Consider the following 19,751-nt stretch of genomic DNA (forward strand, 5'->3'; position numbering starts at 1 on the left):
GATATTCACAATTAAATTGCACACAATCTAATTGACACGCAGAATTCCCCTCCATGAACACGCCACGCATCTCCAGCAGTCACGAAGCCTTGCGGCTGGACCACCAGCTCTGCTTCGCGCTGTACTCGGCCTCCCTGGCCATGACCAAGCTGTACAAGCCGCTGCTGGAAGAACTCGGCCTGACCTACCCGCAGTACCTGGCCATGCTGGTGCTGTGGGAGAACGACGGCGTCACGGTCTCCGAGCTGGGCGACCGCCTGCACCTGGACTCCGGCACCCTCACCCCGCTGCTCAAACGCCTCGAAGCCGCCGACCTGGTCACCCGCCTTCGCGACGTGCAGGACGAGCGCCGCGTGCTCATCCGCCTCACCCCCGCCGGCCGCCGCCTCAAGACCCGTGCGGCCCGCATTCCCGGCTGCGTGCTGCAAGCCGCGCAGTGCGAGGTTTCCGAAGCCCTGACGCTCACCCGCCAGATCCAGACCCTGCGCGACCGGCTGTCCGCCTGAACCCCCTCTTCCCCGTTACCACCCCGCTGCACACAGCACCCACCCCAAGGAGCCCACCATGCCCACCTCACTCCAGAAAGTCCTCTACACCGCCCGCGCCCACACCACCGGCGGCCGCGACGGCGCCTCGCGCACCGACGACGGCCTGCTCGACGTGAAGCTCGCCCCGCCCAAGGCCATGGGCGGTGCCGGCAACGCCACCAACCCCGAGCAGCTCTTCGCCGCCGGCTACTCCGCCTGCTTCATGGGCGCGCTCAAGCACGTGGCCAGCCTGAAGAAAGTGGCCGTGCCCGCCAACGCCTCCATCGACGCCGAGGTGGACATCGGCCCCATCCCGGCGGGCTTCGGCATCGCCGCTCGCCTCGCGGTGAACCTGCCCGGCCTGGACCGCGCCGTGGCGGAGGACCTGGTGAACACCGCGCACCAGGTGTGCCCGTACTCCAACGCCACGCGCGGCAACATCGATGTGACCATCACGGTGGTCTGACCCGCCAGCCCCTGGCTCGGCAAGCGCACCCGGTGGATCTGCCGGGTGCGCTTTTTTGTTCCATTGGAATCGCCGTCCAATCCATCAAAACAGTCATTCGATCCGAATTGAGCTGAGCACTCCCCGATCGGTCCAGACTCGCCGCGCCATCGCCGGGCCAACTGGCCGAGGCGCCACGAAAACCAGGGAGTCCGCGCACCTGAGCCCACCACGCCTTGCACACAAGGCCGGGCGCGAACTCCCGAGCACCCCGAGGGAGGACCGGTGCCTGCAACGAAAACGCTTGTGCGCCTGGGCGCGCAACTGTGCCTGCTCTGCACCGTCGTGCAGGTTCAGGCCCAGAACATCGGCACGGACGAAGCACGCCGCGCGCAGGAGCGCGAGGCCGAACTTCAGCGCCGGCTGCTCACACAGCCAGACGCGCGCCTGGATGGTGGTGCCTCGACGGCTTCCAGCGGCCCGCTGATCGCGGATGAAAGGCCTTGCTTTGCGCTCGGGCGCATCACACTGACGGGAGTGCCCGGCACGGATGCCGCTCATTTCGGCTGGCTGCGCGAAACACTCGACGGACCCGATGGCCGCGACACCCCCGTCGGCAAGTGCCTGGGCGCACGCGGCGTCGCGCAACTCATCGACCGCGCGCAACAGGCGCTGGTCGCGCGTGGCTTTGTCACCAGCCGCGTATTCGCCCCTGCACAGGACCTGAGCACTGGCGAGCTGCAGCTGCAGGTCTTGCCCGGCCGCATACGCGCCATCCGTTTTGCGCCTCCGGTCAGTGAGCGGGCCACGGCGGTCAACGCGGTGCCCGCCCGCCCGGGCGACATCCTCAACCTGCGCGATATCGAACAGGCCCTGGAGAACTTCCAGCGCGTACCCACGGTGCAGGCGGACATCCAGATCGTGCCTGCCGACGGTCCGCAGGACGCCCCCGGACTGAGCGACCTCGTGATCCGCTGGGAGCAGAAGCAACTGCTGCGTGTGAACCTCGGCGTGGACGACAGCGGCGGGCACGGCACCGGCAAATACCAGGGTCAGTTGACGGTCAGCTACGACCACGGGCTCACGCTCAACGACCTGTTCTACCTCACGCTCCAGCGCGACCTGGGCGGCGGCGATGGCCATGGCGGCTACGGAACGCGCGGCGCCACCGTGCACTACAGCCTGCCCCTGGGCTACTGGCAACTGGGTTTCACCGCCAGCCGAAGCCGCTACCACCAGACCGTGCGCGATCCACTGGAAGACCTGGTCTACAGCGGCCAGAGCGCGAGCCAGGAGTTGCGGCTGGCGCGCCTGGTCCACCGCGATGCGACGAGCAAGACCACCTTGAGCCTCAAGGCTTTCGCGCGGCAATCCAGCAACTTCATCCGCGACGTCGAGATCGAGGACCAGCACCGCCGCGTGGGCGGTTGGGAGGCCGCTCTGGGACATCGAGCGTACCTGGGCCGCGCCACACTGGACCTGAGCCTGACCCACCGGCGTGGCACCGGCGCCTTCGGCGCCCTGCCTGCCGCAGAGGAGGCGCTGGGCGAAGGCACGTCGCGCCTGCGGCTCAGCACCTTCGACGCCAGCCTGCAGACGCCCTTTGACTGGGCCGGTCGTGCCTGGCGCTACAGCGGAAGTCTGCGCGTGCAGCAGCACCACACGCCACTCACGCCGCAAGACCGGTTCGCCATCGGGGGGCGCTACTCCGTGCGCGGCTTCGATGGCGAAACCAGCCTTACTGGCGACAGCGGCTGGCTGGTGCGCAACGAGTTGTCCACGGCGCTGGGCGACGGCGGCACGGATATCCTGCCCATCGAGCAATGCAAGTGAACGGTACGGCAGTCAACCACCAGCCACCGGTGGTGAACTGTGAACTGACTGAGCGACGCCCCTTCAGGGCGCGACTTCGTGCCCTGCCTGCTTCTGCTTCGGGTCGTTGGGGTCGTAGATCACGGTGCTGGTGCCCACGCCCACACCCACGCGGGCGTTGCTGTTGCCGATCTGGGTGCTGGTGCCGACACCGGCGCCGGCGCTGACCTGGCCGCGCTGGTTGACGCCAACGCCCACACCCACGGGACCCACGCCGGTGCTGACCCCGGCGCTCACGCCACCGGTGCCCACGCCTACGCCAATGGAAAAGGGGCCGACCGGTACACCAATGCCCACGCCGGCACCGACCGAGCCGCAGCCAGCCAGCACCAGGGCGGCCAAGGCCAGGGCGACAGGAAGGCCTCCGCGCCGCGCCTGCGGCCCGGTGGCGGGTGGGTGTGAACGGCTGGCGTGCAAAGAGGTCATGGTCGTTGTCGGTGTGCGCTGCGGCCTGGGAAGTTCCCCATTGTCCGTGCCTGTACCGGCTCCCCTGGCAACGGTTACGGCTGGTTGCGTTTGGCGCCTTGGCGGGCCGTTCAATCGGCGTGCGCGGGTTGGCCCACGCGCTCCACCAGGTCGGCAAGCCAGTCGTCTCGTGGCGGCGTGTCGGCCGCCGCACTGAGGTGGACCAGCCAGGCGCCCGCCGGTTCACCGGCGGAAGCAGGCCGGGCCTGGGCCTGGCCGCGCTGCCACAGCAGCCACGCCAGCCAGGCGCAGTGGTCGGCGGCCGGGGGTTCGCCCACCGGAGCAGACAGCAGGCGGGTGAAGGCGCTGCCGTCGGGCAGGCGCAGCAAGGCATCGCCTGTGTCCGGTTGCTGGGTCTCGCCTCCAATGGCCTGCGCCAGCGCGGCCAGCGCCTGCGCGGCGGGGGCATCATCGGCAGGCCCAAAGGTCTGCAGCCAGCTGCGCAGGTGCGCGGCGATGGCCGCGCCCCGCCGGGCTTCGGCCTGCACGAGGTCGGCATGGTCCCAGCGGTGCCAGTCCACTTCGGGAGACTCGAAGCCGCTGGCCAGGGCGGTCTGGCCATAGCGGTAGAGAGCCGTTTCGTGGCCGTCGGCCTGCACGGCCGCTCCCACCATGAGCAGGGCGGCCATGCGGCTGGCGCGCAACTGGCTGTGCTGAGCCAGCAGCTTGTCGCGCAGCAGGTTGTCGCGTTCGCTGCGCAACTGGGCCAGGTCCAGGGCGTTGCGCAGGTCGGCGCGCAGGCTTTCGATCTCCCAGGGCTTGTTGATGTAGCGGTAGATTTCGCCGGTATTGATGGCTTCGATGGCGTCGCCGATGTCGGAATAGGCGGTGGTCAGCATGCGCACGATGCCGGGGTAGTAGGCGCGCGCGTGGCGCAGCAGTTCGTTGCCATGTTCACCGGGCATGCGCTGGTCGCACACGAGCACGGCCACTTCGGCGCCGTGGGCCTGCAGCACTGCGCGCCCCTCCTCCACGGAGCCGGCGGTGAGCACGGGCGCCAGCGGGCTGACCAGGCGCTCGAAGTACTTGAGCGCCATGGCTTCGTCGTCCACGTAGAGGATCTTGTCGGGTGTCATCGGGGCTCCTTGGACACGGGGGCGGGTGGAGTGGACGGGAAGTAGAGCGAAACGGCGGCGCCCTGGCCGGGGGTTGAGCGCACGTCGATGGTGCCGCCCAGCGAGGTCATGACGCGCTGGCAGAACAGCACGCCCATGCCACTGCCCCCGGACGCCGCACGGGTGGTGACCGGCTCCAGGGTGAGCCGGCGCAGCACTTCGGGTGGAATGCCGGGGCCGTTGTCGCTCACACGGATAACGGGCTGCGCCGGCAGGCCGGGCGCGGGCGCGGCCCGGTCCAGCGCCAGCCGCACCTCGGGCCGGGCGGGCGCCGACGCGCGCAGGGCCAGCATGGCGTTCTTCACCAGGGTACAGAGCACGAGGTAGAGCAGGTCTCGCCGGCCAGGCAGCATGAAGTCCTGCTGCACGTCGAGCACCAGCCAGGCGGACTCGCCGTCCTCGAACGGGTATTCCTCGCGCACGGCGCGCACCAGATCACTGGCCAGCAGGCTGGCGGACGTGTCGCCGCGGCTGGCGTCGCGCGCGCTGAGCACGAAGGTGGAGATCAGCGACTGCGCATAGGCCGCGCGCCGCTGGGCGGCCTCGATCATGAAGAGCACGTCACCCGGCTTCTGCTGTTCGATGTGGGCGACGCCGTCCTGCCCGTCGGGTGCATCGCGGTGGCGCTCGCGCATGGCGGTGAGGTAGCCACGCACGGTGGCCAGTGGTGAGGTGACTTCGTGGGCGAGGAAGCCCAGCGTCTCGCGCAGCGCGGAAGCACGCCGGTCCAGCAGTTCCTGCTGGCGGGCGCGCTCCAGCCCGGTGGCCAGGGCTTCACGCAGGGCTTGCCGGGTGAGTTCCTCGTCCAGCGGTTTCTCCAGGATCTTCTCCACCTGCCCCTGGTTGACGGCCAGCAGGGCCACGTCCTTGTCGGCGTACGCGGAGACCAGCACGCGCGCCACGTGCGGGTACCGCTGGCGCACCTGGGCCAGCAGGTCCACCCCATTGCGCTGCGGCATGGCGTAGTCGGTCAGCAGCACCGCAACCTCGTGGCTGCGCTCGGCCAGCAGCGCCAGCGCCTGCTCGACGTCGTGGGCGGTGAGCACCGCAAATTCGTTGCCATAAAGGCGGGCAAACCATTTGCAGGCCTGCGGTTCGTCGTCCACCATGAGAACCTTGTACGGCCCCCGTGGTCCTGTGGCTGCTCCCTGATCCTGTGTATTCATTGTGGTCTCGGCAAATCAAAGGTGAACTCGGTCCAGGCCCCCGCCTCGCTGTCGACCGACAGGCTTCCGCCATGGCGCTGCACGATGCCGTAGCTCACGCTCAGGCCCAGGCCCAGGCCCGCCCCCACGTCGCGCGTGGTGAAGAAGGGCTCGAACACACGCTCACGGTCTTCGGGGGCGATGCCCTGCCCGTTGTCCCGCACGGATACGTGCAGACGGCCGTCCCGGACATGACCCCGCACGTCGATGCGGGGCTGCGCACGCCGCGCGGCCTGCAGCGCATGGGCGGCATTGCTGAACAGGTTGATCAGCACGCCGATGACGGCGGGCTCATCCCCCAGCACGTGGGTGTCCTGCGGCAAGTCCACCTTCACGTCAACCCCCTTGAGCTCATGACCCGCCAGGCGCAACGCCGAGCGCACGGCATTCTCCAGCAAAAACACGCGCTGGCTGTCCTGGCCCGGCTTTTGATAAGCAAAGGTCTTGAGATCGGAAACGATGTTCTGTATGCGCTGCATGCCCTCGCGCGCGTCGACCAGGCTTTCCTTGAGCATGGCGTCCTGGCCGGTGGCCGGCGAGGTCAGCCCCATGTTGATGGCCATCAGGCTGTAGTTGACTGGGTTGTTGAGCTCGTGCAGCAGGCCCGCGGACAGCGTGCCGATGGCGGCCATCTTCTCGCGCTGCAGCAATTGCCCCTTCACCTCGGCCAGTGTGCGGTTGGTTTCCATCAGTTCCCTGTTCTTGTCCTGCACCTCCGACTGGAGGGCATAGGCTTGTTTGCGCCACTTGCCACTGTAGATGGAGATGACCACGGAAATGACGGCGTAGAACACGATGAAGATGATCTGGCCCAGGAACAGTTCCCAGTTCTGCACCCCCCCTGGCCGCGCGACGCAGGCCAGCACGTACATGGCCAGTGTGGAGGCGCTGAACAGGAAGGCCTCCACGACGGACAGCGGCAGGAAGAAGCCGATGCCCGAGATGGCGAAGGTCAGGCCCACGAAATAGATGGATTGCTCTCCATCGGCGTGGAAGATCATCCAGGAGATCATGAGCTGCGGCAGCGCGATCCAGAAATAGGTGAGGCCGCGGATGTTGCGCTCGCCAAACGGCGAGTCGTAGCTCAGCAGGGTGGCCAGGATCAGCAGGCCGACCACCACGCGCACGATGGCGAACGCCAGTTGGTGCTGGGGATAGAAAGCGGCATCGAGCCCCACGCCGCCCAGGATCAGCAGGATGGCCACCTTGCAGGTGACCCGGCTGTAGAACCTCAGGTGCTGCCTGAGCGCATCCTCGTAGGTCGCGGGCAGCAGGCCGGTCGCCGTGGAGGGTGTGCGCATCGCTGGGTCAGGCCGGCTTGACGGCCTCGGCAAACAGGTTGATGCGGGTGTCGTCGGTGTAGGTCTGTGTCCGCGACAGGCTGGCGGGGAACAGGCGCTCCATGCCAGCTTCGTCGCGGTAGATCAGGTACCACTCCATGAAGTGCTCCATCCAGTAGCGCTCCGGGTTGTAGCTGTGCACATTGGTCACCAGCAAGGAGCCTCCTGGCTTGAGGCGGCTGTCGAAATAGCTGATGAGGCGCGCGCAGGCCTTGTCGGCGAGGTAGTCGAACAGGCCGGCGCAGTAGATGTAGTCGAAGCGGTCCTCCGGCGCGATCGCCTCATCGCGTGCCGAGCGTTTGAGCAGTTGGTGAACCGACTCGTGCCGCAGCGTGATGCGGGGTGGCGGGCGCCCGGCCGCGGCCGCGGCCTCTTCGATGCGCTGGCGCGCAAACGCCAGTGTCTCCTCGCTGAAGTCCATCAGCACCACATCCAGGTGGTCCAGGTCCAGGTCACCGCCCACCAGGCGCTGCAGCTCCGCGGCCGGCCCGCAACCGACGTTGAGCACGCGCAAGGTGCCGTTGGATGCGCGCGCACGGGCAGCGAGGTCCCGCAGGCGCTCCTGAAGGATGTCGACCCGGTTGCGGTGGGCCTGCGCCACACCGGCCTGCAGGAACATGTAGTTGACCAGCTCGAAATACGTGCTGGGGCCCTCGCGCGGGTTGCCCAGGATCTGGTTGACCATCTGGTAGTCGCCGGCGTACCCCAGCGGCTTGGCAAAGGTGCGGTAGACAAAGGGCGCGCGCAGTATCAGGGGATGGATGGCGGCCTGGGCAAAGGCGCGGTGCACCGGCTCCAGCTCGGGCGCGACCTTGGCGGCCTCGGCCTCGAAGCGCAGCAGGTACTGGCGCCCTTTCTGCAGCAAGGGCCGGCCGATCTCGAAGAAGATGTCGTCGCGGACGCGGCCCTGCGCATCCCGCGGCAGCCCGGCCATGATGTCGGCCTGGTCGAGCCAGCGCGTCACCTCGGAAAAATAGGCCCGCATCTCGTTGACCACCACCTGGTAGGACTCGCCCACCTGGTAACGCGACTCCCAGTCGGAGATGAAACGGCTGACCGCCTCCGAGACGGTGCGGGCATCGTGACCGATACCACCCAGGTCGTTCCATTCGTCGATCAGCGTGACCGACACCACCGCCATCAGCCCGGTGTTGAGCAGGCTGACGACGACGGCTTTTCCTCTGTAGAGGTGACGCTCGCCCGAGCGTATGGTCAGCTCGTTGAGCACCTCGCTGACCTGCACGATGGAGTAGGGGTTGTAGATCTCCATCACGAGCGAGCGTCGCTGCAGGCTCGTCAAGGTTCCGCGTGCGCTGTCTCCCTGGCTGTTGCGGAACGTGACGACGTGATCAAAAGGGCGCTGTAGGCTCACGGTGTGACCGGTGGTTCATTGGGCAGGACAGTTGCAGTGCTCTGCCCCTGGAAGGACTCTCCCCACGGCCGAGTGTAGGGCCACCCGGAGCCTGCGGTCTTTCGTCTACACCAGCAGCGCGTTCACCCGTTTCACATAGGCGGCGGGATCTTCCGGCAAGCCGCCTTCGGCCAGCAGGGCCTGGTCGAACAGGATGTGGGCCAGGTCGTCGAAGTGCGCGCTGCCCTCGAGTTTTTTCACCAGGGCATGGTCGGCGTTGACCTCCAGAATGGGTTTGACCTGCGGTACCGGCTGGCCGGCCTGCTTGAGCAGGCGTGCCAGCTGGGTGGAGTAGTCACCGTCCTCCACCACCAGGCAGGCGGGCGAATCCACCAGGCGGGAGGTGACGCGCACGTCCTTGGCCTTGTCCTTGAGGCTCTCGCGCAGGCGCTCCAGCACCGGCTTGAAGGCCTCGGCAGCAGCCTCCGCAGCCTTTTTCTCTTCCTCGTCCTGCAGCGAACCCAGGTCGACCGCGCCCTTGGCCACGCTCTGCAGCGGCGTGCCATCGAACTCGGTCAGGAAGGACAGGGCCCATTCATCCACCCGGTCGGTCATCAGCAGGACTTCGATGCCCTTCTTGCGGAACACCTCCAGTTGCGGGCTGTTGCGCGCGGCGGCCAGGTTGTCGGCGGTGATGTAGTAGATGGCCTGCTGGCCTTCCTTCATGCGGGCCTTGTAGTCGGCCAGCGAGGTCGGTTCGGCGGCCGTGGTGCTGGCAAAGCGCAACAGCCTGGCCAGCCTGTCGCGGTTGCCGAAGTCCTCGCCGAGGCCCTCCTTGAGCACCGCGCCGAACTCGGCGTAGAAGCGTGCGTACTTCTCGCCATCCTTGCTCAGGTCGTCCAGCATGCCCAGCACGCGGCGGGTGTTGCCTTCGCGGATGGCCTTCACGTCGCGGCTTTCCTGCAGCAGTTCCCGGCTCACGTTGAGCGGCAGGTCCGACGAGTCCACCACGCCCTTGACCCAGCGCAGGTAGGCGGGCATGAGCGCCTCGGCTTCGTCCATGATGAACACACGCCGCACGTACAGGCGGATGCCGGCCTTGCGGTCGCGGTTCCACAGGTCCATGGGCGCCTTGGCCGGTATGTAGAGCAGTTGCGTGTATTCGGTGCTGCCTTCCACGCGGTTGTGGCTCCAGGCCAGCGGGTCCTGCGTGTCGTAGCTGATGTTCTTGTAGAACTCGGCGTACTGTTCGTCGCTGATGTCCTTCTTGCTGCGCGCCCACAGCGCGTTGGCAGAGTTGACCGCCTCCCAGGCGTCCTGGCTCACGTAGGCGCTCTTCTCGGCGTCCCAGGTTTCCTTCTGCATCAGGATGGGCAGGCTGATGTGGTCGGAGTACTTGCCGATGATGGACTTGAGCTTCCAATGGTCTAGGTACTCACTGGCATCTTCGCGCAGGTGCAGGATCACGCTGGTGCCGCGCGACGCGCGCTCGATGGTCTCGACCTCGAAATCGCCGCTGCCGCCGCTGGTCCAGCGCACGCCCTCGGCCGCCGGCAGGCCCGCCCGGCGCGACTCCACCACGATGCGGTCGGCCACGATGAAGCCGGAATAGAAGCCGACGCCGAACTGGCCGATGAGTTGCGCGTCCTGCTTCTGGTCGCCCGAGAGGCGGCTCATGAAATCCCGGGTGCCGCTCTTGGCGATGGTGCCCAGGTGGTCGATGGCCTCCTGCGCGCTCATGCCGATGCCGTTGTCGGTGATGGTGATGGTGCGTGCCTCACGGTCGAAGGCCACGCGCACCTCCAGGTTGGGCGCGTCCTCGAACAGCGCGGCGTTGTTCAGGGCCTCGAAGCGCAGCTTGTCGCAGGCGTCCGACGCGTTGGACACCAGTTCGCGCAGGAAGATGTCGGGGTTGGAGTACAGGGAATGCGTGACCAGGTGCAGCAGTTGCGCCACTTCGGCCTGGAAGGACAGGGTTTGTTTGCTCATGGAAGTCTGCGGAAGAAGGGAGAAACGAATCGGTAGGTGCCGATGCCGCCAGAGCGGCGGCTGAGCGAGGCGGAATTATGGGCGGTACCCCGGGGTTTCAAGTCCCGGGGCCGCAGGCGGCCTTACCCCGTCACGGCGGTTCAGAAGCGCTCGTCCGCCCCGAGGTAGCGCCACTGCCCCTGCGGCAGGTTGCCCAGCACCACCCGCCCGATGCGGATGCGTTTGAGACCCACCACGTGCAGGCCCACCTGCTCGCACATGCGGCGGATCTGCCTCTTCTTGCCCTCGGTGAGCACGAAGCGCAGTTGCTCGGGGTTCTGCCAGTCGACCTGGGCGGGGCGCAGCGGCTGGCCGTCCAGGCTCAGGCCGTGGCGCAGCAGGGCCAGGCGCTCGGGAGGCAGGACCGCCTGTACGTTCTGCGTGACCAGTCCCGCGCCTTGAGGGCCATGGGGTGCGTAGTGCACGCGCACCAGGTACTCCTTTTCCACCGCGCTGTCCTCGCCGATCAGCGCGCGGGCCACGCGGCCGTCCTGGGTGAACACCAGCAGTCCGGTGGAATCGATGTCGAGCCGGCCAGCCGGCGCCAGGCCGCGCAGTTGGGATGGCGAGAAGCGGCGGCCGCCCGCGGGCATGCGCGCGTCACCTCGCCACTGGCTGCGGGCATCGACGAGCGTGACCGCGGCCTCGTGGCCGTCCTCGGGCTGGCCGCTCACGTAGCCCACCGGCTTGTGCAGCAGGATGGTGACCTGCTCGCCCTGCTGGGCTCGCGCCTGCGGCGCCACGTCGATCCGCGCATCGGGCGCCACGGTCTGGCCCATCACGGCGGGCTGGCCGTTCACGCGCACCCAGCCGCGTTCGATCCAGGCATCGGCCTCGCGGCGGGAGCACAGGCCCAGGTCGGCCAGGCGTTTGTTGAGCCGCACGCCGTCGCCATCGCGGGGCATCGGCGCAGCGGCTGGCCGGGCAGCGCGCGGCGCGTTCGAGCGCACAGGCTCACGCGGCGGACGCGGCTCGGGCGCCAAGGGCGGGCGCGCGGCAAGGGTGGCGGACACGCTGCGGGCGCGCGCCGGACCGGGCGGCCGAACGGGCGCCCGGCGGGGCGCGCGCGGATCGGGAGTGGCTGATTTGGCCCCGCCCCCCTGCCGGAGGCTGAGGGTGCGGGCCGCGGGTTTGTCGTCCCTGTCGTCGTCTTGGGTCTTGCTCATCCTCTGATCATCCCTCATCCAGCACACCCGAACGCAGCGAAGCGAGGTCGAGCACGCGCAGCCCGCCGTACTCGACGCGGATCCAACCCTTGTCCGCCAGCGTGGTCAGCGCCTCGTTCACGCGCTGGCGGGAGAGGCCCACGAGGTAGGCCAGTTCCTGTTGGGTGATGCGCAGCACGCCGCCCACATTGGGCGAGAGCAGCGGATGGAACAGCGCCGCCAGGTTGCGCGCGACGCGCAGGTCCGGGCTGTTCAGGCGGTCGATCTCGCGCGCGGCGATGAACTGGCCCAGCCGCTCGTTGAGCTGTTCCATCACGAAGCGGTTGAAGCCCAGCGAATGGTCCAGCAGCCAGTCGAAGGTCTGCACCGGCAGGCCCGCCACGCGGCTCTTGCGCAGGGCCAGGATGTTGTAGCGGTAGTGCTCGTGCTTGAGCACCGTGCCTTCACCGAACCAGCCGCCGGGCGCCACACCCGTGAAGGTGATCACCGGACCTTGTGAATCGTCGTTGCTCATCTTGAGAAGGCCATCGACCAGGCCGAACCAGTAGGTGACCGGCCGGCCAAAGCGGCAGATGTAGTCGCCCGCCTCGGCTTCGCCCACCACGAGGGCCTCGACAGCGCGAGCGCGCTCGCTTTCGCTCACGCGCCTGAGCCAGGGGATTTCGGCCAGCTCCGCCTCGGTGGGAGGCCGTGCGCGGTCGCGCAGCATGGAGCCTGAGCGGTGCGGGGTGAAGGGGTTCATAGGGGAAAGTCCTAGCAGGGTAGACCCGAAATTGTCGTCGGACCGACAACACGACGTCAAACGAAGACCTACCATGCGCCCAAGCATGAACGACCGGCCCCACCCGAAAGGGCCGACCGGTTCACCAGGAGACACGCATGCAAACCACGTTTCCCCGGCTGCTGCTGGACCACGCGCAACAGCGCCCCCAGGCAGCGGCCATGCGCGAAAAGGAATACGGCATCTGGCAGACCACGAGCTGGGCGCAGATGGCCACGCTGGTGGAAGCGCTGGCTTGCGGCCTGCACCAGGCCGGGTTGCAACGCGGCGAGCACCTCGTGGTGATCGGCGCCAACCGACCCCGGCTCTACGCCACCATGCTCGCGGCCCAGTCGCTGGGCGCCATTCCGGTGCCGCTCTACCAGGACGCCGTGGCCGCCGAATGCATCTTCCCCATCAACAACGCCGAGGTGCGCTTCGTGGTGGTGGAAGACCAGGAGCAGGTCGACAAGATGCTGGAAATCCGGGCCCAGTGCCCGCAGCTCTCTCACATCTACTACGACGATCCCCGCGGCCTGCGCAACTACGACCAGCCTGGCCTCGCCGGCCTGGAGGAACTGCTGGCGGCCGGCCGTGCGCACGCCAGCGCGCACCCCGGCCTGTTCCGGGAACAGGTGGCACTGGGCCAGCCCGACGATGTGGCGGCCATGTTCTTCACCAGCGGCACCACCGGCAACCCCAAGGGCGTGGTGCACACCCACAACACGCTGATCGACCGGGCCCGCGTGGGCGCGGCCTTTGACCGCCTGACGCCCGCCGACGAGGTGCTGGCCTACCTGCCGCCGGCCTGGATCGGGCAGAACATCTTTTCCTACTCGCAATGGCTGGTGGCGGGCTACGTGGTCAACTGCCCCGAATCGGGCAGCACGGTGAACATCGACCTCAAGGAAGTCGGGCCCACCTACTACTTCGCGCCGCCGCGCGTCTTCGAAGGCCTGCTCACCAGCGTGATGATCCGCATGGAGGATGCCGGCGCCATCAAGCGCGGCCTGTTCCACCACTTCATGAACGTGGCGCGCCGCGTGGGGCCCGACCTGATGGATGGCAAGCCCGTGGGCACCCTGGACCGGCTCTGGTATGGCGTGGGCAACGTGCTCGTCTACGGACCACTGCGCAACACGCTGGGGCTGAGCCGCGTGCGCGTGGCCTACACAGCCGGCGAAGCCATCGGCCCGGATCTGTTCTCCTTCTACCGCTCCATCGGCATCAACCTCAAGCAGTTGTACGGCTCCACGGAGACCGCCGTCTTCGTCTGCCTGCAGCCGGACAACCAGGCCCGCGCCGACACCGTGGGCGTACCGTGCGACGGCGTGCAGATCCGCCTGGCCGACAACGGCGAGATCCTGGTGAAGTCGCCCGGCCTGCTCAAGGGCTACTACAAGAACCCCCAGGCCACGGCGGAGGTGCTGACCGCCGACGGCTGGTACCACACCAGCGATGCGGGATTCATCGACGCCAGCGGCCACCTCAAGATCATCGACCGCGTCAAGGACGTGGGGCGCATCAAGGGCGGCGCCTTCGACGGCGCGATGTTCGCGCCCAAGTACGTGGAGAACAAGCTCAAGTTCTTCTCCCACATCAAGGAGGCCGTCGCCTTTGGCGACCAGCGCGAGAAGGTGTGCGTGATGATCAACATCGACTTTGATGCCGTGGGCAACTGGGCCGAGCGGCGCAACCTGCCCTATGCCGGCTACACCGACCTGGCGCAGAAACCCGAGGTCTACGAACTGGTGCGCGATTGCGTGGAGAAGGTCAACGCCGACCTCAGCCGGGACGAGATGCTGGCGGGCAGCCAGATCAGCCGCTTCCTCATCCTGCACAAGGAGCTCGACGCCGACGACGGTGAACTCACGCGGACCAACAAGGTGCGCCGCGGCTTCATCGGCGAGCGCTACGCCGTTCTCGTGGACGCACTCTACGGCGGCAAGGCCGAGCAGTACATCGAGACCCAGGTGAAATTCGAGGACGGCCGCACCGGCTCGGTCAGCGCCACGCTGCGCCTCAGCGACGCCAAGGTGTTCTCTCCCGTGAAGGCTGCCGCATGAGTGCCAAGAAAATCGGCGACGTCATTCTGGACGTCAGCCACATCAGCCTGCGTTTCGGCGGCGTCAAGGCGTTGACCGACATCAGCTTCAACGTGCGCGAGCATGAGATCCGCGCCATCATCGGCCCCAATGGCGCGGGCAAGAGCTCCATGCTCAACTGCATCAACGGCGTCTACCAGCCGCAGGAGGGTTCGATCAACTTCCGCGGCCAGACCTTCCGGCACATGAACAGCCGGCAGGTGGCCGAAATGGGCATCGCGCGCACCTTCCAGAACCTGGCGCTGTTCAAGGGCATGAGCGTGATCGACAACATCATGACCGGTCGCAACCTGCGCATCCGCAGCGGCCTGCTCGCGCAGGCACTGCGCAACCCCTTCGGCATCGGCGGCGCGCAAAAGGAAGAAGAGGCGCACCGCGAGTTCGTCGAGCACATCATCGACTTCCTGGAGATCCAGGCGCACCGCAAGACGCCGGTGGGCCAGTTGCCCTATGGCCTGCAGAAGCGGGTGGACCTGGGCCGCGCGCTTGCCATGGAGCCCAAGGTGCTGCTGCTGGACGAGCCCATGGCGGGCATGAACCTGGAGGAGAAGCAGGACATGAGCCGCTTCATCCTGGATGTGAACGACGAGTTCGGCACCACCATCGTGCTGATCGAGCACGACATGGGCGTGGTCATGGACATCTCGGACCGTGTTGTGGTGCTGGACTACGGCAAGAAGATCGGCGACGGCACCCCGGACGAGGTGCGCGGCAACGAGGAGGTCATCAGCGCCTACCTCGGAACGTCGCACTGAAGGGGTGGAGCGTTCGGCGTAGAGCGTTGAGCGTCCAGACCCTGCACAAGGAGCACACATGCAAAACGAACACCTCCCCGAAGCCCGCCGCGCAAGCCCACGCCCAACGCCCAACGCACCACGCTGAACCGCCATGGCATTCTTCCTCGAAACCCTCTTCGGCGGCCTCATGGTGGGCATGCTGTATTCGCTCGTGGCGCTTGGCTTCGTGCTGATCTTCAAGGCCTCGGGTGTCTTCAACTTCGCACAGGGCGCCATGGTGCTGTTCGCGGCGCTGGCCATGGCGCGCTTCTCGGAATGGATTCCGCAGTGGACCGGGGTCGAGAGCAAGCTGGTCGCCAATGTGGCCGCGTTCGTGCTGGCGGGCCTGCTGATGTTCGCCATGGCCTGGCTGATCGAGCGCCTGGTGCTTCGCCACCTGGTCAACCAGGAAGGCGCCACGCTGCTGATGGCCACGCTGGGCATCACCTACTTCATCGACGGCCTGGGCCAGACCTTCTTCGGCAGCAACATCTACAAGATCGACATTGGCATGCCCAAGGACCCGGTCTTCGTGCTGGACTCGGTGTTCGAGGGTGGCCTGCTGCTCAACCAGGAGGACATCATCGCCGCCGCCATCGCCGCGGGCCTGGTGGTGGTGCTCAGCCTGTTCTTCCAGAAAACCGCCACCGGGCGCGCGCTGCGCGCGGTGGCCGACGACCACCAGGCCGCGCAGTCCATCGGCATTCCGCTCAACCGCATCTGGGTGATCGTCTGGTGCGTGGCTGGCGTGGTGGCGCTGGTGGCCGGGATGATCTGGGGTTCCAAACTGGGCGTGCAGTTCTCTCTGACCACGGTGGCGCTGCGCGCCCTGCCGGTGGTGATCCTCGGTGGCCTGACTTCGGTGCCGGGCGCCATCATCGGCGGGCTGATCATCGGGGTGGGCGAGAAGCTCTCCGAGGTGTACCTGGGCCCGTACGTGGGAGGCGGCATCGAAATCTGGTTCGCCTATGTGCTCGCCCTGGTCTTCCTGCTGTTCAGGCCGCAGGGCCTGTTCGGGGAAAAGATCATCGACCGCGTGTGACGAGCCCCCGCGACCCACACTGAACGCCCAACGCAAGACCTCACGCACACCATGTTCTACAGAGAAAACGGTCAGTTCAAGACCTCGTACCGCGCCGACCAGCAGATCTTTCCGATCGCTCAGGACCGCTGGTTCGTGATCGCGCTCCTGGTGTTCGCGTTCGTCGCCGTGCCCATGCTGGCCAGCGACTACCTGATGCGCGCCATCCTGATCCCGTTCCTGATCTTCTCGCTGGCCGCGGTGGGGGTGAACATCCTGGTCGGCTACTGCGGCCAGATCAGCCTGGGTTCAGGGGCATTCATGGCGGTCGGTGCGTACGGCGCGTACAACTTCTTCGTGCGCGTGCCGGGCATGCCGCTGGTCCCGGCGCTCATCCTGGGAGGCTTGTGCGCCACCTTCTTCGGCATTCTGTTCGGCCTGCCCAGCCTGCGGGTGCGCGGCCTGTACCTGGCCGTGGCCACGCTGGCCGCGCAGTTCTTCGCCGACTGGATGTTCCTGCGCATCAAGTGGTTCACCATGGACACGCCTTCGGGTTCGGTCGCCGTGTCGAACCTGCAGGTCTTCGGCCTGCCGCTGGAGAGTGCTGCCAGCAAATACCTGTTCTGCCTGGCGGTTCTCGCGGTGATCGCCCTGCTGGCCAAGAACCTGGTGCGTTCGGCCATCGGGCGGGAGTGGATGGCGATCCGCGACATGGACGTGGCGGCCGCCGTGATCGGCATCCGGCCGATGTACGCCAAGCTCAGCGCGTTCGCGGTCAGCAGCTTCATCATCGGGGTGGCGGGCGCGCTCTGGGCCTTCATTTACCTGGGCGCCTGGGAGCCATCGGCCTTCTCGGTGGACTATTCCTTCCGCCTGCTCTTCATGGTGATCATCGGCGGCCTGGGCTCCATCATGGGCAGCTTCTTCGGCGCCGCCTTCATCGTCGTGCTGCCCATCGCGCTCAACCAGATCCTGCCGGCACTCGCCGAGATCTTCGGCGTCACCATTTCCACCACTGCGGTCTCCCACGCCGAGCTGATGATCTTCGGCGGCCTGATCGTGTGGTTCCTGATCGTCGAGCCGCATGGGCTGGCTCGGCTGTGGTCCATCGGCAAGCAGAAGCTGCGCCTGTGGCCCTTCCCGCACTGAGGCGGGCGGTACGCAGCACCCGGCCTGCTTGAGGTGTGTGCGCTTTTTGAAGGTGTTGTTCCAACTTTGACAAAGGAGACAGACATGAAGCTACGCAAGATCGTTCTCGCAGCCGCCTTGGCGGCCGCCGGTGGCAGCGCGCTGGTTTCGGCCAGCGCCTGGGCACAGGCCAAGGAGCAGTACCTGCCGGTCCTGTCCTACCGCACCGGCGCCTACGCACCCAATGGCACGCCCACGGCCAATGGCATCGTGGACTACTACAAGCTGGTCAATGAGCGGGGAGGCATCAACGGCGTGAAGCTGCTGGTGGAAGAGTGCGAAACCATGTACGACACGGCGCGCAGCGTGGAGTGCTACGAACGCCTCAAGGGCAAGAACGGCGGCGCAGCCCTGATCCACCCGTGGTCGACGGGCGCCACGTTCGCCCTCACCGAGAAGGCACCGATCGACAAGATCCCGCTGATCACGACCGGCTACGGACGCAGCGAAAGCGCCGACGGCACCGTCTTCAAATGGAACTTCCCCCTGCTGGGCACCTACTGGGTGGCCGCCGACGCCATCATCCAGGCGATCGGCAAGAAGGAAGGCGGCATGGACAAGCTCAAGGGCAAGAAGATCGCCCTGGTCTACCACGACAGCCCGTTCGGCAAGGAACCCATTCCGCTGTTGCAGGAGCGCGCCGCCATGAACGGCTTCCAGCTCACCCTGCTGCCCGTGACGGCGCCCGGCGTGGAGCAGAAGGCCACCTGGCTGCAAGTGCGCCAGAACCGCCCGGACTATGTGCTGCTCTGGGGCTGGGGTGTGATGAACTCCACCGCGCTCAAGGAGGCGCAAGCCACCGGCTACCCGCGCGAGAAGATGTACGGCGTGTGGTGGTCGGGTGCCGAGCCGGACGTGAAGGACGTCGGCCAGGGCGCCAAGGGCTACAACGCCGTGACGCTGCAGCACGGTACCGACCGCAACGCCCCCATCGTCAAGGAGATCCTGGCCAAGCTGCACGACAAGGGCAAGGGCACCGGTCCGCGCGACGAGGTCGGCGAGACGCTGTACCTGCGTGGCGTGGTCAGCGCGGCCATGGGCGTGGAAGGCATTCGGGCGGCACAGGAGCGCTTTGGCAAAGGCAAGGTGATGACGGGTGAGCAGGTGCGCTGGGGCCTGGAGAACCTGAACCTGACGCAGGCCAAGCTGGATGCACTGGGCTTCAAGGGCGTGCTGCGCGGCCCGATCAGCACCTCCTGCGCCGACCACGTCGGCGCAGGCGCGGCACGCATCCACACCTGGGACGGCACCAAGTGGGAGTTCAGCTCCGACTGGCTGGAGTCCGACCAGCAGATCATCCGGCCCATGGTCAAGGCCACGGCGGCCAAGTACGCGGCGGAGAAGAAGCTGACGCCGCGCACACCGGCCGACTGCCAGAGCTGAAGCCCCCCGCCACAGAACGAGGCACACCCCGCCGCGCTTCGCGCGCCCCCTCAAGGGGCGGCACCAGAGGACCGGCGAAGCCGGATCCGCGGTGCCATGCGAAGCAGGGCGCCTCTTCTGTGGCGCCATCTGCAAGGGCGGCGTGCTGCCTTTGCGAATGGTCCCCGAGGAATCTCACATGAGCACATCCACTCCTGTTCTCAACGTCAACGGCATCGAGGTCATCTACAACCACGTGATCCTGGTGCTCAAGGGCGTCTCGCTCACGGTCAACGAGGGGCAGATCACCGCCATCCTCGGGGGCAATGGGGCGGGCAAGACGACCACGTTGCGCGCGGTGTCCAACCTGCTGCGGGGCGAACGCGGCGAGGTCACCAAGGGCAGCATCGAGCTGCGCGGCGAGCGCATCGAGAACCTCACACCGGCCGACCTCGTCAGGCGCGGCGTGGTGCAGGTGATGGAAGGCCGCCACTGCTTTGCCCACCTCACGATCGAGGAGAACCTGCTCACCGGTTCCTACACCCGCACCGACAAGGCCGAGATCGCGCGCAACCTGGAGAAGGTCTACGCCTACTTCCCGCGCCTGAAGACGCGGCGCACCAGCCAGGCGGCCTACACCTCGGGCGGTGAGCAGCAGATGTGCGCCATCGGCCGCGCCCTCATGACCAACCCCAGCGTGATGTTGCTCGACGAGCCTTCCATGGGCCTGGCGCCGCAGATCGTCGAGGAGGTGTTCGAGATCGTGAAGGACCTCAACCAGAAGGAGAAGGTCACCTTCCTGCTGGCCGAGCAGAACACCAACATGGCGCTGAAGTACGCCGACTACGGCTACATCATGGAATCGGGCCGCATCGTGATGGACGGACTGGCCAGCGAGCTGCGCAACAACGAGGACGTCAAGGAGTTCTACCTTGGCATGGGCGGCGGCGAGCGCAAATCGTTCAAGGATGTGAAGAGCTACAAGCGCCGCAAGCGGTGGCTGGCCTGACCCCTCCGCGCCGAGC

The 19,751-nt window shown here is 67.0% G+C and carries 17 protein-coding genes; 9 read left to right on the forward strand and 8 right to left on the reverse strand.

Going from position 1 to position 19,751, the window contains the following annotated elements; translation table 11 throughout:
* Window positions 1–53: 53 nt before the first annotated feature.
* The 3 genes from KIT53_RS09010 to KIT53_RS09020 all read left to right on the forward strand — a co-directional run bounded on the left by KIT53_RS09010 (window position 54) and on the right by KIT53_RS09020 (window position 2,805).
* Window positions 54–506: a MarR family transcriptional regulator gene (locus KIT53_RS09010; RefSeq protein WP_297750871.1), complete on the forward strand. Its 453-nt coding sequence runs from the start codon at window positions 54–56 to the stop codon at window positions 504–506.
* 58 nt (window positions 507–564) lie between these two features.
* Complete coding sequence (locus tag KIT53_RS09015) at window positions 565–993, forward strand: organic hydroperoxide resistance protein (RefSeq protein WP_297750874.1); 429 nt, start codon at window positions 565–567, stop codon at window positions 991–993.
* 264 nt (window positions 994–1,257) lie between these two features.
* Window positions 1,258–2,805 (forward strand): ShlB/FhaC/HecB family hemolysin secretion/activation protein, encoded by a 1,548-nt coding sequence (locus tag KIT53_RS09020; protein WP_297750877.1) that lies wholly within the window; start codon window positions 1,258–1,260, stop codon window positions 2,803–2,805.
* 63 nt (window positions 2,806–2,868) lie between these two features.
* On the opposite strand, the gene KIT53_RS09025 is transcribed toward KIT53_RS09020, so the two are convergent.
* The 8 genes from KIT53_RS09025 to KIT53_RS09060 all read right to left on the reverse strand — a co-directional run bounded on the left by KIT53_RS09025 (window position 2,869) and on the right by KIT53_RS09060 (window position 12,256).
* Window positions 2,869–3,270 carry a hypothetical protein gene (locus KIT53_RS09025; protein ID WP_366521907.1) on the reverse strand — a complete coding sequence of 134 codons (402 nt, stop codon included), beginning with the start codon at window positions 3,268–3,270 and terminating at the stop codon, window positions 2,869–2,871.
* A gap of 110 nt (window positions 3,271–3,380) precedes the next feature.
* Complete coding sequence (locus tag KIT53_RS09030; protein WP_297750880.1) at window positions 3,381–4,385, reverse strand: response regulator; 1,005 nt, start codon at window positions 4,383–4,385, stop codon at window positions 3,381–3,383.
* Entirely contained in the window at window positions 4,382–5,533 is a 1,152-nt protein-coding gene (locus tag KIT53_RS09035) for a hybrid sensor histidine kinase/response regulator (RefSeq protein WP_297750883.1), read from the reverse strand. The genes KIT53_RS09030 and KIT53_RS09035 overlap by 4 nt, the downstream gene beginning before the upstream one ends.
* Before the next feature lie 53 nt (window positions 5,534–5,586).
* Window positions 5,587–6,930: an ATP-binding protein gene (locus KIT53_RS09040; RefSeq protein ID WP_297750886.1), complete on the reverse strand. Its 1,344-nt coding sequence runs from the start codon at window positions 6,928–6,930 to the stop codon at window positions 5,587–5,589.
* 7 nt (window positions 6,931–6,937) lie between these two features.
* Window positions 6,938–8,341, reverse strand: a complete 1,404-nt coding sequence (locus KIT53_RS09045) for a class I SAM-dependent methyltransferase (RefSeq protein WP_297750889.1) — start codon at window positions 8,339–8,341, stop codon at window positions 6,938–6,940.
* Between the two features lie 105 nt (window positions 8,342–8,446).
* Window positions 8,447–10,309, reverse strand: coding sequence for a molecular chaperone HtpG (gene htpG / locus KIT53_RS09050; protein WP_297750892.1), 1,863 nt, complete (start codon window positions 10,307–10,309; stop codon window positions 8,447–8,449).
* Between the two features lie 140 nt (window positions 10,310–10,449).
* Window positions 10,450–11,253: a pseudouridine synthase gene (locus KIT53_RS09055; RefSeq protein ID WP_297750895.1), complete on the reverse strand. Its 804-nt coding sequence runs from the start codon at window positions 11,251–11,253 to the stop codon at window positions 10,450–10,452.
* 268 nt (window positions 11,254–11,521) lie between these two features.
* The gene (locus KIT53_RS09060; protein WP_297750898.1) at window positions 11,522–12,256 is read right to left on the reverse strand and encodes a Crp/Fnr family transcriptional regulator; all 735 of its coding nucleotides are present in this window, start codon (window positions 12,254–12,256) and stop codon (window positions 11,522–11,524) included.
* Between the two features lie 137 nt (window positions 12,257–12,393).
* On the opposite strand from KIT53_RS09060, the gene KIT53_RS09065 reads away from it, so the two are divergent.
* The 6 genes from KIT53_RS09065 (at window position 12,394) to KIT53_RS09090 (ending at window position 19,735) form a co-directional block, all read left to right on the forward strand.
* Window positions 12,394–14,340: an AMP-binding protein gene (locus KIT53_RS09065; RefSeq protein WP_297750901.1), complete on the forward strand. Its 1,947-nt coding sequence runs from the start codon at window positions 12,394–12,396 to the stop codon at window positions 14,338–14,340.
* Window positions 14,337–15,134, forward strand: a complete 798-nt coding sequence (locus KIT53_RS09070; RefSeq protein WP_297750904.1) for an ABC transporter ATP-binding protein — start codon at window positions 14,337–14,339, stop codon at window positions 15,132–15,134. Before KIT53_RS09065 ends, KIT53_RS09070 begins: the two co-directional genes overlap by 4 nt.
* Before the next feature lie 133 nt (window positions 15,135–15,267).
* Window positions 15,268–16,197, forward strand: a complete 930-nt coding sequence (locus tag KIT53_RS09075; RefSeq protein WP_297750907.1) for a branched-chain amino acid ABC transporter permease — start codon at window positions 15,268–15,270, stop codon at window positions 16,195–16,197.
* Window positions 16,198–16,248: 51 nt separating this feature from the next.
* On the forward strand, window positions 16,249–17,325 hold the full coding sequence (locus tag KIT53_RS09080) for a branched-chain amino acid ABC transporter permease (RefSeq protein ID WP_297750910.1): 1,077 nt from the start codon (window positions 16,249–16,251) through the stop codon (window positions 17,323–17,325).
* 84 nt (window positions 17,326–17,409) lie between these two features.
* On the forward strand, window positions 17,410–18,747 hold the full coding sequence (locus KIT53_RS09085) for an ABC transporter substrate-binding protein (protein WP_297750913.1): 1,338 nt from the start codon (window positions 17,410–17,412) through the stop codon (window positions 18,745–18,747).
* A gap of 178 nt (window positions 18,748–18,925) precedes the next feature.
* Window positions 18,926–19,735 (forward strand): ABC transporter ATP-binding protein, encoded by an 810-nt coding sequence (locus KIT53_RS09090; protein WP_297750916.1) that lies wholly within the window; start codon window positions 18,926–18,928, stop codon window positions 19,733–19,735.
* Window positions 19,736–19,751: the final 16 nt, after the last annotated feature.

It is taken from the genome of Hydrogenophaga sp. (assembly GCF_026125785.1).
GTDB lineage: Bacteria > Pseudomonadota > Gammaproteobacteria > Burkholderiales > Burkholderiaceae_C > Hydrogenophaga.